Annotated in this window: 9 protein-coding genes; 2 read left to right on the top strand and 7 right to left on the bottom strand. The window is 72.9% G+C overall.

What is annotated here, in order from left to right:
* Positions 1 to 66 precede the first annotated feature (66 nt).
* From ACYVLT_RS13105 to ACYVLT_RS13135, 7 genes are all read right to left on the bottom strand, one after another.
* On the bottom strand, positions 67 to 1056 hold the full coding sequence (locus ACYVLT_RS13105) for an SMP-30/gluconolactonase/LRE family protein (protein ID WP_461120425.1): 990 nt from the start codon (positions 1054 to 1056) through the stop codon (positions 67 to 69).
* A 93-nt stretch (positions 1057 to 1149) separates the two neighbouring features.
* Positions 1150 to 3264: a PQQ-dependent sugar dehydrogenase gene (locus ACYVLT_RS13110; protein ID WP_461120426.1), complete on the bottom strand. Its 2115-nt coding sequence runs from the start codon at positions 3262 to 3264 to the stop codon at positions 1150 to 1152.
* Positions 3265 to 3729: 465 nt separating this feature from the next.
* On the bottom strand, positions 3730 to 6423 hold the full coding sequence (locus ACYVLT_RS13115) for an alpha/beta hydrolase family protein (RefSeq protein ID WP_461120427.1): 2694 nt from the start codon (positions 6421 to 6423) through the stop codon (positions 3730 to 3732).
* A 110-nt stretch (positions 6424 to 6533) separates the two neighbouring features.
* Complete coding sequence (locus ACYVLT_RS13120; protein ID WP_461120428.1) at positions 6534 to 7661, bottom strand: transcription termination factor Rho, short form; 1128 nt, start codon at positions 7659 to 7661, stop codon at positions 6534 to 6536.
* Positions 7662 to 7876: 215 nt separating this feature from the next.
* On the bottom strand, positions 7877 to 8683 hold the full coding sequence (locus ACYVLT_RS13125; RefSeq protein ID WP_461120429.1) for a hypothetical protein: 807 nt from the start codon (positions 8681 to 8683) through the stop codon (positions 7877 to 7879).
* The gene (locus ACYVLT_RS13130; protein ID WP_461120430.1) at positions 8680 to 9210 is read right to left on the bottom strand and encodes a SigE family RNA polymerase sigma factor; all 531 of its coding nucleotides are present in this window, start codon (positions 9208 to 9210) and stop codon (positions 8680 to 8682) included. Before ACYVLT_RS13130 ends, ACYVLT_RS13125 begins: the two co-directional genes overlap by 4 nt.
* Positions 9211 to 9249: 39 nt before the next feature.
* Complete coding sequence (locus ACYVLT_RS13135) at positions 9250 to 11970, bottom strand: RICIN domain-containing protein (RefSeq protein WP_461120431.1); 2721 nt, start codon at positions 11968 to 11970, stop codon at positions 9250 to 9252.
* Positions 11971 to 12298: 328 nt separating this feature from the next.
* On the opposite strand from ACYVLT_RS13135, the gene ACYVLT_RS13140 reads away from it, so the two are divergent.
* A complete protein-coding gene (locus ACYVLT_RS13140) occupies positions 12299 to 13396 on the top strand; it encodes an RICIN domain-containing protein (protein WP_461120432.1) in 1098 nt (365 codons plus the stop codon).
* 74 nt (positions 13397 to 13470) lie between these two features.
* Positions 13471 to 13866, top strand: coding sequence for an HNH endonuclease (locus ACYVLT_RS13145; RefSeq protein WP_461120433.1), 396 nt, complete (start codon positions 13471 to 13473; stop codon positions 13864 to 13866).
* The last annotated feature ends 4 nt before the right edge of the window (positions 13867 to 13870 follow it).

Below are 13870 nucleotides of genomic sequence, written 5' to 3' on the forward strand. Positions count from 1 at the left end.
GCCCCGAGGAGGAACGCAACGTCCTCCACGGGACCGGCCACGGCAACGTCGTGCGGTCCGGGTCGATCAGTAGTGGTTGCCGGGCACGTTGAGGCGCGTCTGGTAGAGGCCGAACCCGCCGCCGGGGGTGCCGGAGGTGATGAACAAGGTCCGCCCGTCCGGTCCGCCGAACGCCGCGTTGGTGGTGTTGCGGCCGGCGGAGATGGTGCCGAGGCGTGCGCCCGTCGGGGAGAAGACGTGGACGAGCCCCTCGTCGTAGGAGGCCCAGTAGAGGTTGCCCGCGCAGTCGACGGTGGCGCCGTCGGGCGTCCGCATGCTCGCGAACGTCGTGCGGTTGCCGGTGGTGCCGTCGGGGAAGACGGTGTACTTCACGATCGCGTTGCTGCCGGTGGCCCCCACGTAGAGCGTCCTGCCGTCGGGCGACAGGACGATGCCGTTGGGTTGCGGCAGCGTGTCGTCGACCAGGCCGACCACGCCGTCGCGGACGCGGAAGACGCCGGTCCGACCGCCTTGCTCGTCCGCGCGGTTGCCGCGCTGGTAGTTGGGGTCGGTGAAGTAGGTGGTGCCGTCCTGGCCGGTGGTCAGGTCGTTCGGGGAGTTGAACGCGCGCCCGAGGTGGTTGGCCGCGACGGTGGTGCGGCTGCGGTCGGTCAGGCTGTAGGAGGAGACGGTGCGGTTGTCGTGGGTGGCGGCGAGCAGCCGCGTGCCGTCGGAGGTGACCGCCAGGCCGTTGCTGCCGGCGTCGGCGATGAACGTCTCGAAGGTGGCCGGTGGCGTGTACCGGAGCACCGCCGACGGTTGGACGCGCTGCGGGCCGGTGGGGTTCTGCATGTGCGACAGCAGCAGGGTGCCCGTTCGCTGGTCCCAGGTGGGGCCTTCGAGGAAGTTGAACCCTCCCCGGACGAGCTGCGCCGCCACCGCCCGCGTCGGCAACGGCGGGCCGTAGCTCGTTCCCGGTGTGCACGGCGAGGCCGCCGCGGCGGCGGCGAACGCACCGGGCGCCGCGGGCGCCACGGCGCCCGCGATGGCGATCGCCACCGCCGTCAGCGTCCTCATGCGACGGTGACGCGGAGTCCTGCGGTGAGTCATGTGACTCCACCTTTCGTGAGCGGGAAGGTCGCGGGCCGGTCGTCCCGGCCCGCGACCGGTTCACCGTCCGAGCTCGACCTTGAGGATGCTCTCGTTGCTGTTGTTCGCGATGCTGTCCTTGTCGCCGCGGGTGCTGGTGGTCAGCCACAGGCCGCCGTCGGCGGACGGCTCCACGGTGCGCAACCGCCCGTAGGTGCCGGTGAGGTACTGCTCGACGTTGGTCAGGCTGTCACCGGAGATCTCGGCCCGGTACAGCCGCGCCCCGCGCAGGCAGGCGATGTAGAGGGCGTCGCGGACCACGGCGATGCCGCTGCACGAGGCCTCGGCGACGGGGTAGGTGCGCTTCGGTGCCACGAAACCCGGTTCGTCGCAGCTGCCGGTGGTGCCCTCGCAGCTGGGCCAGCCGTAGTTGCCGCCGCGGACGATCAGGTTGGTCTCGTCCATGACGGAGTTGCCGAACTCCTGCTCCCACAACCGGCCCTGGGAGTCGAAGGCCAGCCCCTGGGGGTTGCGGTGGCCGTAGCTCCACACCGAGGTGCCGAAGGGGTTGTCCGACGGGATGGTGCCGTCGCGGTTGATGCGCAGCACCTTGCCGGCGAGGTTGGCGCGGTCCTGGGCCCAGTCGGCGTTCTGGCCGTCACCGGTCGCGACGTAGAGCTTGCCGTCGGGACCGAAGCGCAGCCGGCCGCCGTTGTGGTACTTGTTGCGCGGGATGCCGGTGAGCAGCACCTGCGGGGTGCCCGTGAGCGCGCCGCCGGTGTAGCGGATGCGCACGATCCGGTTGTCGGTCGTGCTGGTGTGCATGACGTACAGCCACGGGTCGGCGGTGAAGTCGGCGGCCACGGCGATGCCGAGGACCCCGCCCTCACCGTCGGTCCCCGCCGCGCCCGGCACGCGCCCGACGCTGGTCTTCGTGCCGGTTGCGGGGTCGAGGCGGACGATCTCGAAGGTGTCGCGGCGGCCGTAGAGCACCTGCCCGTCGGGCAGGGTGGTCAGGCCCCACGGCAGGTCGGTCTCGGTGGCGACCCTGGTGACCGAGCACAGCGCCGTGGCGCAGGAGGCGCCCGTGGTGACGGCGACCGGCGCGCTCGCGGCGGAGCGGTTGGCCTGCGCGTCGCGTGTCCGCACCTGGTACTCGTAGCGGGTGTTGGTGGCCAGGCCGCTGTCGGTGAAGGAGGTCGTGGCCGCGCCGCTGGTCGAACCGACCTGGGTGCCGTCGCGGAGCACCTCGTAGCCCGTGACACCGATGTTGTCGGTGGCCGGCGACCAGCGGACCGTGACCGTGGTGCCGGACGCGGTCGCCGTCACGCCGGTGGGGGTGGTGGGCGGCACGGTGTCGGCCTGGCACTGCGGCACCGTGATGGTGACCGTGGGACTGGCCTGGGAGACGTTGCCCGCGGCGTCGCGGGCGTTGACGTACAGGCCCCAGGTGGCGCCCGGCACGACGGTCAGGGCGGCCGACAGCGCCGTGCCCGGCACCGAGGTCATGAGCTGGCCGTCGTGGTAGATGTCGTAGAACGCCACCCCGACGTCGTCGGTCGACGCCGACCACGAGAACGTCACCCCGGTGCACGTCAGGTTCGAGGTGCGGGGGTTGGCGGGCGCGGTCGGTGACGTGGTGTCGGTGGTGAGCCGGACCAACTGCCACTGCTGGTGGACGCCGCCGACGTCGGTCAGCTGGACGACCCTCGCGCCCTCGGCGGTGGAGGAGTTCTGCACGCCCGCGGCCTTGCCGCTGGCCCGGTTGAGCAGGCGCACGTAACCGCCCGCGGAGTCGGCCAACCGGAACTGCTGGCCGGTGCGGTTCGCGTCGGTGCTCTGCACCAGGCCGGCCCAGTCGGCGGTGGACGTGAAGCTCAGGACCTTGTTGCTGTGCTTGGACCTGATGCGGTAGTAGCCGCCGCCGGAGTCGACGAACTGCCACTGCTGCCACACGCCGTTGTCGCGGGTGTGCTGGGAGATCGGGGCACCGTCGTAGGTGGCGCGATCGCGTGCTTGCAGCACCTTGCCGCTGTTGCGGTTGACCAGCACGTACGACGCGTTGGTGTCGACGACGGCGGCCGACGCGACAGGTACCGGGAGTACGACACCGAGGCCGAGCAGCACCACCACGGTCGCCGCCACGAGGCGCGAGCGGGGGATCGGTTTCTTCCTGGTCGCGAGGGAATCTCGCATGGTGTTCCTCTCTCGCAAATGCAAGGCGATTCGCCTTGTTATCGCTAACAGAAGTGATGCGGCACCATGCTCCGTCGATGGCGGTCGACGTGCACCACAGTGATGGCGTTGTCAGACGCGCCGGTGGGCTCTCGCGGCGAGGGCGGAGCCGGGTCTGGCGTGGACCACTACCGGTCCAATGGCCATTTGCGCACGTAGAGCCATGCTTCGCCTCCTTGCGAGCAGGGTGCGTACTGGTCGTCGCCAGGTATCGGGCAGGCCCGATTGGGAGCGCTCCCAGGTCACCGTAGCGCACGCCGTTTGCCGCGGACAAGACCACCGCACGGCTACCCAATTCTCATTAGCGCTAACAAGATGAACCGGTTCGAATTCCGGGGGACGGCCGGGAGCACGACCCGGGCCGACGACCCGGCGGTATCGGCGGGCGCCGCGGGGTGCGGACGCGCGAGTCCGCACCCCGTCCGATCACCGCCCGGCCGGCGCGCCGTCGGTGACCGTGCCGGTCACCGTGACGCCGACGGAACCCGGTGTGAGCGAGGCGAGGTCGAAGCGGATCCGCTCGGCCGGTTCGGCTTCCGCGTCGGCCACCGTCAGCACGGACACGTCCTTGGTCACCTCCCCGCGCTGGAAGTAGGCCGTCACCTGCAACCCGGTGCTCGACAACGGCCGCGAGGGCAGCGGTTCCTCCTGGGAGACGCGCTGGCGGAACCACACCTCGTCGACGTCCGTTGTGGACAGTTCGACCCCGTCCGGGGCCTTCGGCAGGCCCCGGACCGTGAAGTTCGAGTCGGTCGGCGAGGACAGCGCCACCCGCCAGGTCAGGGTGCCGCCCTCGGCGACCACGTCGGTGACCGGGGTGGCGGTGATGGTCGGCACCGGGTCGTCGTTCGGCACCGTCAGCCGGTCGGTGTGGTGGCCGACGACCACGCCGCGCACCGCCTTGACGAGCACCAGGCGCCTCATGTCGAAGCTCCAGCGGGTGTTGCCGTTGACTTCCACCGGCACCTCGACCTCGCGCTGCCCGGGCTCGATCGCCACCACCTGCTCGGTGTACGCGCGGGCGTCCTCGTTCTGGACGAACACCCGCACGGAGCCCTCGCCGTCGCCGGTGACCGAGACCGGGAACCGGACGGTCCGCGTGCCGGAGTCGCCCTCCTCGACGGTCAGCGCACCCACGTCGAGGCGGGGCAGCGCCACCGGGCGCGGGGCCGGCAGGCCGGGTGCCCAGCCGTGGGCGTCGATGAGCCACGCCTGCCCGGAGCCGCCGTGCGGGACGAGCTCCAGCTCGGCGACGTGGCGCAGGTCGACGCCGTGCCTCGGCAGCGGCACGCGGACCTCCTGCGCCCAGCGCGCGGAGATCCGCTCGGTGGCGGGCAGCCCGTCCAGCGTCACCGACCCCAGCCGCGCGCGACGCCCGGCGGTGTCGGTGACGGCCACGTCGAAGCGGTTGGCCGCGGTGTTCGGCGGCACGGCCAGCCGCAGCGCCAGGTGCCGCGCCCCGGCCAGGGAGACCGGCGCGCCGGGGCGCACGGTCGCCGCCCGCCCGTCCTCGGTCCACCGCAGTGCCACGGCGAACCTGCCCGATTCCGGCACGATGCGGTTGAACCGGACGAAGTGCGGTGAGGGCCGGGTGTTGGCCGGATCGACGCACGCCGCGGCCGGGTCGGCCGAGACCTGCGCGCACACCTGCGCGGTCCCGGCCGCCGAGGTCGCGCCGTCGGGGACGACGAACGGGGAGCGCGCGCCGCCGACGGCGTGGCTGAGCACGCGTGCCGGGTCGGCCGAGGGCGCGCGGACGCCGGACCCGTCGAGCAGCGGCAGCACGCGCCGGTCACCCGCGACGAACAGTCGTGCCGCCGCGGCGATGTAGGTGGCGCCCGCGGTCTGCTGCTGTTCGGCCGTGAGCCGGGTGGCGGTGCCCGGCGAGCACACCGCGTCCTCGGGCGGGGAGCGGAAGTCGTCCTGCGCCGGGGCCTCCGCCTGACCGGGCGTCCACTCGGTGTTGAAGTAGTTGTGGTTGGCGCCGACGAAGTACAGCGCGCTGTGCAGGGCCGAGCCGCGGCTGACGCCGCGGGTCGCGTCCGCGTACAGCTGCCCCTGGAGGTCGGACACGTCGCCGTCGCAGCCGGGCAGGATCGTCACCGACGGCACGTCCGGCGCCGGGTTGTGCCCGAAGATCGTCGGTCCGATGAGCACGTCGCCCCTGATCGTCCAGCGCACCGGCCCGTCGTGGCCGCTGCCGGGGGCCGGTGGGGTGAGGCTGTCGATGGCCGCCCGGTTGACGCCCTCGCCGCCGCGGGAGTGCCCGACCAGGAGCACGTCGGCGAGGTCGGCGACGGGTGCGGCGCGCACGACCGCGGGCGCGGAGTCGCGACCGGCGCCCGCCCAGTCCGCCCACCTGGCCAGGTGGGCGCGGACCAGCGCCGACCGCGCGCCCGCGCCCGCCTCGACGTCCAGCGTGTCGTGGGCGTTGACCGCGTTGGCCGACACGGACACCGTCACGTAGCCCTGCGAGGCCAGCAGCCGCTGCGCCTGGAGGTAGCCGCGGTGGCTCGGCACCGGCTTGGCCGGCGCCGGGCAGGGCCACTCCAGCAGCATCTGGGTCCCGTTGTAGCAGGTGATGTGCCTGCCGTGGAGGAACAGCGCCAGCGGCCGCCTGCCCGGCGCGCCGGTCGGCGCGACGACCACGGCCTTCATCTCCAGCGGCACCGGGTAACCGGGCACGGTGATCGGGTCGAGTTCGTACTCCCCGTCGTGCGTGGAGAACGGGCCGGGCCGGCCGGGATCGGTGTTCCCGGCGGGCAGCGCCGCGGGCGGTGCCGCGACGGCCGCGGTCGACGGGGGCGCAGGTTCCTCGGCGTCCAACCTCCGGCCGGACAACCGGACCTGGAGCCGGTCGGCGTCGTCGACCCCGGCCGCGTCCAGGGTGAAGGTGCGCAGGTCGGTGGAGGGCCGCGGCACGCCAAGCAGCCGGTCGCCCTCCCAGAACTCGACCGCGGCGCCGCCCGGCGGGACGGGGGCGGGCGCGGTCCACGCCAGCCGCGTGCCGGTGATCGCCCACCCGGGCGGTGCCGGGTCCGGCGGCTGTCCGGCCTGGGCCGTCGCCGTCAGCGGCGTGATGAGAGCCGCTGCCACCAACGCGGGTAACAAGAGTGCCATCGAGCGCATGTGCGATCCCCCTAGACCGGCCGACGTCCGACCAGTTCTAGCGGTGCCGGACACCGCCCCACAAGCGTTGGCGAAACTGTTGCGGGGGGTTCCACAGTGGACTAACGCGGGTGGCCGGCCACGAGGCGGGTGAGGAACTCGGCGTTGTCGCCGGTCTGGCGCAGGCCGTCGAGCAGCACGTCGATCGCGTCCTCCTTGCCGGCGAGCGCCCGGCGCAGCACCCGGGTGGCCGCGTTCTCGCCCCGGGTCAGCAGGAGGTCGTCGCGGCGGGTGCCGGACTGGTGCACGTCCACGGCGGGGAACACGCGTCGGGCGGCGCTCCTGCGGTCCAACCGCAGCTCGGCGTTGCCGGTTCCCTTGTACTCCTCGAAGAGCAGCGCGTCGCCCGCGGAGCCGGTGTCCACCAACGCGGTGGCGATGATGGTCAGCGAACCGCCGCCCTCGAGGTTGCGGGCCGCACCCAGGAACCGCTTGGGCGAGGTGAGGGACCCGGCGTCGACACCGCCGGACAGGGTCCGCCCGGACGCCGGTGCGGCGAGGTTGTAGGCGCGGCCGAGCCGGGTCGCGGAATCCAGCAGCACCACGACGTCGCGGCCCAGCTCCACCAGGCGCTTGGCCCGCTCGACGGCCAGTTCGGCGAGCGCGGTGTGGTCGCGCGGCGGGTGGTCGAACGTGGCGGCGACGACCTCGGCCGGCACCCCTCGGGCCAGGTCGGTGACCTCCTCCGGGCGTTCGCCGACCAGGACCAGCATCAGGTGGCACTCCGGGTGGTTCTTGGCGAGGCCGTGCGCGATCGCGCGCAGCACGGTGGTCTTGCCGGCCTTGGGCGGCGCGACGATCAACGCGCGCTGCCCCTTGCCGATGGGCATCAGCAGGTCGACCACCCGCGTGGTCAGCTCGTGCGGCTCGGTCTCCAGCCGCAGCCGGTCGTCCGGGTGGGTGGGCACGAGGTCGGTGAAGGACGGACGTGCGGGGGAGTGGCGCGGGTGCGCACCGTTGACGGCCTCGACCGTGACCAGCGGCGCCATCTTGCCGCCGCGGGCGGTGGGTGCAACCCTGCCGTGGATCTCGTCGCCGCGCCGCAGCCCGTGCTCGCGCACCAGTTGCGCCGCAACGGCGATGTCGCCCGGGGCCGGCAGGTAGCCGTCGGTGCGGAGCACGGCGCCCCGGTCGGTGATGTCCAGGATGCCGGAGGTGAGCCGGTTTTCGGGATTTTCGTGGTGGTTCAAGGGTTTCTCCCTGATCTCGGGAATGGTGCAGACGCGGCCGTGCCGCGGTGGGACCCGTCGACAGGTCGGGAAAGGCTGCGAGAGCCACGTCCGGCCGGTTCGGGATTTCGTGAGAACGTCCGTGGAGGGGACTGAGCCGCCTAGATCCACGAGAACGAGATGCCACGCATGGTAGCCGTTGGGTCGGACGACGCGCAAGCGTGTCCGGGGCGCCGCTACCCGGCGGGGGTGAAGTCACCTCGGACGGAGTGGTCGCCGTCGGCGGCCGTGGCTTGCGCGCGGTAACCGTCGGTGCGGGCGTCGCGTGCGCCGTTGGGGTGGTTGTACTGGGCCGCGAAGGCGTGGTGGCCGGCGGGCACCGTGCGGTCCGGCTTGAGGGTCCAGCGGTGGACCAGCACGCCGTCGACCTCCTGCGTGGTGACGGTGAAGTCGTCGCCGGGGCCGGTCTGCCACTGGCCGGTGTTCTGCACGCCGCCGGTCTGCGTGATGCGCAGTTCCACGGTGAGCGCGGTGAGCGGCTGGGTGGTGGTGAGGACGAGCCTGCTCTGGGTCCAGTAGGCGTGGCTGTGCGGGTCGATCGAGCCCTCGGACGACAGCGGCCCGTCGGAGGGCCGCTCGTCGGTGGGCGAAGCCGGGTTCGGGACGCCCTGCGTCGACCGGCCTGCGGTCGTCCGGTCCGGCTTGCCCTGTGCGGGCGGTGGAGCCGAGGTGTCGGTGGTGCGAGCGGGGGCCGTGGAGCCGGCGGTGGTGCCGGGAGAGGTGGCGGTGGCGCTGGTCGCGCTGTCCGGGTGCGCCGGTGAGGTCCGGACGATGCCGGTGACGACGAGGCCCGCGGTCGCCAGGATCCCGGCCGCGGCGACGCCCGCGAGCGCCACCTTCGGCCAGGACCGCGCGATGCCCGGCGTCCGGCGGCGGACGGTGGCGCCGGCCGTGCCGCGTTGCACGCGTGCCAGCATCCGACCGAGATCGGGCTGGTGCGCCTCGGCGGCCTCCCGCAGTTGCCTGCTGATCTCCTCGTTCACCGACTCCTCCTCCCCGCCACCACGTCCCCCGCCGCACGCACGCCGAGGATCCGTTCCAGTTCGGCCAGCCCCTTCGAGGTCTGGCTCTTCACCGCGCCGACCGATATCCCCAGCGCCAGCGCGGTGTCCTTCTCCGACAGGTCGAAGGCGTGCCGGAGCACGACGCAGGCCCGCTTGCGGAACGGCAGCCGGTCCAGGGCCGCCCGCACGTCCACCACGGCGGCCACGTCCGGGTCCTGCGCCTGCTGCGGACGGTGTGACCAGAACAGCGCGACCCGGCGGCGCTCCCGGGTCGCGCCGCGGATCCGTTCCCGCGCCAGGTTGGCGACCACGCCGCGGGCGTAGGCCAGCGGGTGGTCGGCCGCGCGCAGCCGGTCCCAGCGCTGCCACAGGGCGATCAGGGCGTCGGCGGCCAGGTCGTCCGCGGCATCCGCTTCACCGGTCAGCAGGTAGGACAGCCGGGACAACTCGGCGTAGTGCCGCTGGAAGAACGCGTGGAACTCCGCCGAGGTGTCATCAGCGAGCATCTCTGTCGGCTGCCCTCTCCCTACCCATGTGCCCGGTGGTCAGGACGGTTCTCCGTACAGCACGCCGCGGCCGTTGGTGCCCACGTAGACCCGGCCGTACACCTCGGGGTCCCCGGTGATGACACCGGCTGCGGCGCCGCCGAACTGGTTCCGGTCGTCGTTGATCCGCACCCAGGCCCCGCCGCCGTCGGTGGAGCGGAAGATCCCGGTGACGCCGTTCACCGTGCCGATGAGGTAGAGGGCGTGGTAGCGGGCACCGGGGGCGGCCTTGCCGAACCCGACGGCGGCTGCTCCCTGCACGCTGCCCAGCCCCTGGAAGCTCACCCCGCCGTCGGTGGAGCGCGAGAGCCCGCTGCCGTCGGCGATCCACAGGTCGCCGGCGTGGCCGGGGGCCGCCTTCAGGTGTCCACCGGGGAGACCGGTGGCGCGGCCGGTGAAGCTCCTGCCGCCGTCGGTGCTGGCGAACAGGGTGCCGCCGCTGAGCGCGTAGAAGGTGCCCGCAGTGGCGCGGTCGGCCACCACCGCCGTGCCCGCGGGCAGGCCGGAGGACGCCGTCCAGGTCTTGCCCCGGTCCGCGGAGACGTGGGGCAGCTGCCCCGACGCGGTCCACACCACGGCGCCGCCGTCCGCCGAGATCGCCACGGCGCCGCCGCCCGCGGCGCTCACCGGAGCCCCCGCGAACGGCGTCCAGGTGGCACCGCCGTCGGTGGAGTGGGCACCCCGCTCCTCGCCGCCGTAGCCGACCCGCACCACGACGTTCGGCTTGGCCTGCGCGAAGTCGATGCCGGTGGTGTTGGTGAAGCGCGGTCCGGACGACGCCGCGGCCGGCACCTTCTCCACGTCGTCGTGGCGGAACCCGCCGATGTCCCCCAGGGCGCTGACCAGCTTGCCGCCGGGCGGCACGACCAGGCCGAGGACCGCGGTCTCCTCCAGCCCGCGCACCGGAACCGTCCAGTGCGTGTCGCCACCGCGGTCCGCCGCGGTCACGTCCCGGCTGGCCCACAGACCCGCGCCGGTGCCGTACAGGACGTGCCCGGAGTCGAACGGGTCGATGGCCAGCGCGCCCATCCAGTGACCGATGCCCGTGCCCACGTACGGCGCGGCGGAGGCGTCCCGGACGGACGTGGCCCCGAGGGCCTTCCAGGTGGCGCCGCCGTCGGTGGAGCGGTACAGCTCGTCCGAGGGCCACCAGCGGTCGAGGGTGGTGACCATCACCGTGGACGGGCGTTGCGGGTCCACCGCCAGCCCGGCGTAGCCGAAGCCGGCGCCGGGGATCGGCGAGATGTCCTTCCAGTCCCCGCCGGACGGCGTGTGCTTCCACACCGAACCGGCCTTCACCCCGTTCGGGCCGGGGACGTCGGTGTACGTCACGTACAGCGAACCGTCACCGGACAGGACGCCGTGGTGCGGCAGCTGCCCGGTGGGCTGACCGGGCACGGCCTGCCAGGTGCCGCCGCCGTCGGTGGAGCGGTACAGCGAGGTGGTCTTGTCGGCGACACCCACGTAGATCGTCTTGCTGCCGGCGGGCCCGAAGGTCACGAAGGACAGGCCCACCCCGCTGCTGCCGCCGTCCTTGACGGGGAAACCGGCGACCTGGCTCCACGTCACGCCGTGGTCGGTGCTGCGCCACAGCCCGTTCTTGCGGGTGCCCAGGTAGAGGGTGCGGTGGTCGGCGGGGTCGATCGCGAGCCGCTCACCCATGGACCGGCCGTCCTCGTTGGCGCCCAGCTTGAACGGCAGGTCGGTGCGCTGGAACGTCCTGCCCTGGTCGGTGGAGCGCAGGACCGCGCCGTTGCCCGCCCAGTCGTTGGTGTAGGTGCCGGTCGCCAGGTACACGCGCTCGGGGTCGACCGGGTCGGTCGCCACGCTCTCGATGCCCAGCATGTTCCAGTCCGAGACCCAGTCGGTCAGCGGGACCCACTGGCCCGCCTTGCCGTCCCAGCGGTACGCGCCGCCCATGTCGGTGCGCGCGTACAGCAGGTCCTTGCGGGTGGTGTTGAAGACGAAGCCGGTGACGAAGCCGCCACCCGCGATCCGGACGTTGCGCCAGGTGTAACCACCCGTGCCGGTCGACGGCTTGGACGGCGTGGTCGGGGCGGCGGACGTGCTGGGTGAGGGCTTGGGCGCGCCGGTGGCCATCGCGGGGCGCGACGGCCTGGCGACGGTCTTCGCCCGGGCCGGCCGCCAACGCTGGTCGGCGCCGCCCCGGTCGGCGGAGTGGACGACCGCTCGGCCGTCGGAGCCGTCGTTCGCGCCCAGGACCATGCCGCTGCCGCGCGAGACGATCTTCACCGCACCGTCGCCGGCATCGGTGAGCTGCCACTGCTGGGTGACGGCGCCGGTGTCCGACTGCTGTTCGACGTTGGCCGGTGCGGTCGAACCGCTCCGCACGCCCAGGACCTTCCCGCTGTTGTGGTTGACCAGTTGGTAGTAGCCGCCTTCCACGGGCCGCAACCGCCACTGCTGGCTCGCGGCGTCGGCGGCGAGCTGCTCCTGCTGGATCCGGGCGCCGTCCGCGTCGTCCGCCCCGGCCACGTCCAGCGCGTTGCCGTTGTGCACGGAGACGAACTGGTAGTAGGCGTCCGCGTCGACCGTCGCCGCCCCCGGGTTGTCGTCCCGCATGAACAGCAGGTAGGGACCGACGAACGCGGCCACGCCCAGCGCCACGGCGATCGCCGTCCAACGCCCGCGGCGGCGTCCGCGCGGCACGGCGCCACCGGTGCGGCGCACGCGCCGGCCGGTGGACTCGGTCTCACTCATAGCAGCACTCCTCGACTCGGACCTGCCCCCCAGTTGCCGCCGCTCGGCGAAAGGTTGCCGCCAAGTCGAAGATTTCCGTTCGGACCTCGTCGCCCGCCGCGCGGGCTCGGCAGGAAGGGACGGCCACTGTGGACACCGCCGTCGACCTTCGCCTGAGGTCACTGCGGATGTGAACGCTAACTTCGAGGAGGTGCGAGGGCAAGGAGGTCCACGCGTATCGAGACGATGATGACCGTCTCACGTGGACCGGTTTCTTGACATCCGCGCCATCTCGGACCCCCAATGTTAGCGCTAACGAAACGTGCTCGTGTCAACCAGGGAGTACAGGATGCAGACAGGATCACGGCGGCTCATCGCCTGCGCCGCCGCGTTGATCGCCGCCACGCTGCTGCCCACCGCACCGGCGGCCGCGGAATCCAACGGTGGCACACGGGTCATGCCGCTGGGCGACTCGATCACCGAGGGGACGCAGGTGCCCGGCGGCTACCGCATCGGGCTGTGGCAGCGGTTCGGCGGCGGGAACCACCGCGTGGACCTCGTCGGCGGGGAGTTCAACGGCCCGTCGTCGTTGGGGGACCACGACCACGAGGGCCACCCGGGCTGGCGCATCGACCAGATCGACGCGAACGTCGTGACCTGGCTGCGCAACACCAACCCGCGGACCGTGCTGCTGCACATCGGCACCAACGACGTGCTCCAGGAGCACGACCTGGCCAACGCGCCCGCACGCCTGTCGGCCCTCGTCGACCGCATCACCGCGACCGCGCCGGGCGCCGACGTGTTCGTGGCGACGATCATCCCGATCGGCGGCGATGCGCGGGAGTCCGCCGCGCGCGCGTACAACGCCACGATCCCCGGAATGGTGCGGAGCAAGGCCGACGCGGGCAAGCGCGTGCACCTGGTCGACATGCACGCCGCGCTCACCACCGCCGACCTGATCGACGGGGTCCACCCGACCGCCGCCGGCTACGACAAGATGGCCGCGACCTGGTACGCCGCGCTGCGCGCCGTGCCCGGCAGCATCGGCGATCCCGCCCCGCCCACGGCCAAGCAGATCGTGGGCGTGCACTCGGGTCGTTGCGTGGACGTTCCGGGGGCGACCGGCACCAACGGCACGCAGGTCCAGCTGTGGGACTGCCACGGCGGCACCAACCAGGGCTGGGCCTACACCGCCGACCGGCAACTGGTGGTCTACGGCGGGAAGTGCCTGGAAGCCTCCGGCTGGGGTTCGGCCAACGGCACCCGGGTGGCGATCTGGGACTGCCACGGCGGCGCCAACCAGCAGTGGAACGTCAACGCCGACGGCACGATCACCAACGCGCTGTCCAACCTGTGCCTGGACGCCTCGGGCTGGGGCTCGACCAACGGCACCCCGCTGGTCCTGTGGTCCTGCACCGGCCAGGCCAACCAGCGCTGGAGGTCCTGACCGCGGCGGGCGGCGGTGGCGCGGTGCGGTGGGTCTTCCGGCCCTGGAGCCGTGACGGGGCGTAGGGTCCGCGCATGGCCGTGGGTGGCAGCAGGCGGGTACGTGCCGCGCGCAAGCGGAAGCGTCGGATGGAGCGCGTGGAGAACGACCTCACCGTGGCGGAGTGGAGCGCGCTCAAGGTGGCGTGGGGCGGCTGCGCGTACTGCGGGGCAACCGGTACCCCTCTCCAGAAGGACTGCGTGCAGGCGCTGTCGCGCGGAGGGCGGTACACGCTCGACAACATCGTGCCCGCGTGCGGATCGTGCAATGCGAGCAAGTGCAACGACGAGGTCACCGGCTGGCTGCGGCGCAAGCGGCTGGACGAGGGTGCGTTCCTGCTCCGCCACGTGCGGGTGAACGCCGAGCTGGCGCTGCGGTTCGGGAGCCAGGCCGTTCCGGGTGGCCCCGCGCACGACGAGGCGCGGGGCTAGCTCG

It is taken from the genome of Saccharothrix stipae, from assembly GCF_054781895.1.

What these genes read in the sequence shown, in the direction of transcription:
- ACYVLT_RS13110 (WP_461120426.1), bottom strand. Translation starts at nt 3,264, where the DNA reads ATGCGAGATTCCCTCGCGACCAGGAAGAAACCGATCCCCCGCTCGCGC.
- ACYVLT_RS13140 (WP_461120432.1), top strand. Translation starts at nt 12,299, where the DNA reads ATGCAGACAGGATCACGGCGGCTCATCGCCTGCGCCGCCGCGTTGATC.
- ACYVLT_RS13105 (WP_461120425.1), bottom strand. Translation starts at nt 1,056, where the DNA reads ATGAGGACGCTGACGGCGGTGGCGATCGCCATCGCGGGCGCCGTGGCG.
- ACYVLT_RS13115 (WP_461120427.1), bottom strand. Translation starts at nt 6,423, where the DNA reads ATGGCACTCTTGTTACCCGCGTTGGTGGCAGCGGCTCTCATCACGCCG.
- ACYVLT_RS13145 (WP_461120433.1), top strand. Translation starts at nt 13,471, where the DNA reads ATGGCCGTGGGTGGCAGCAGGCGGGTACGTGCCGCGCGCAAGCGGAAG.
- ACYVLT_RS13130 (WP_461120430.1), bottom strand. Translation starts at nt 9,210, where the DNA reads ATGCTCGCTGATGACACCTCGGCGGAGTTCCACGCGTTCTTCCAGCGG.
- ACYVLT_RS13135 (WP_461120431.1), bottom strand. Translation starts at nt 11,970, where the DNA reads ATGAGTGAGACCGAGTCCACCGGCCGGCGCGTGCGCCGCACCGGTGGC.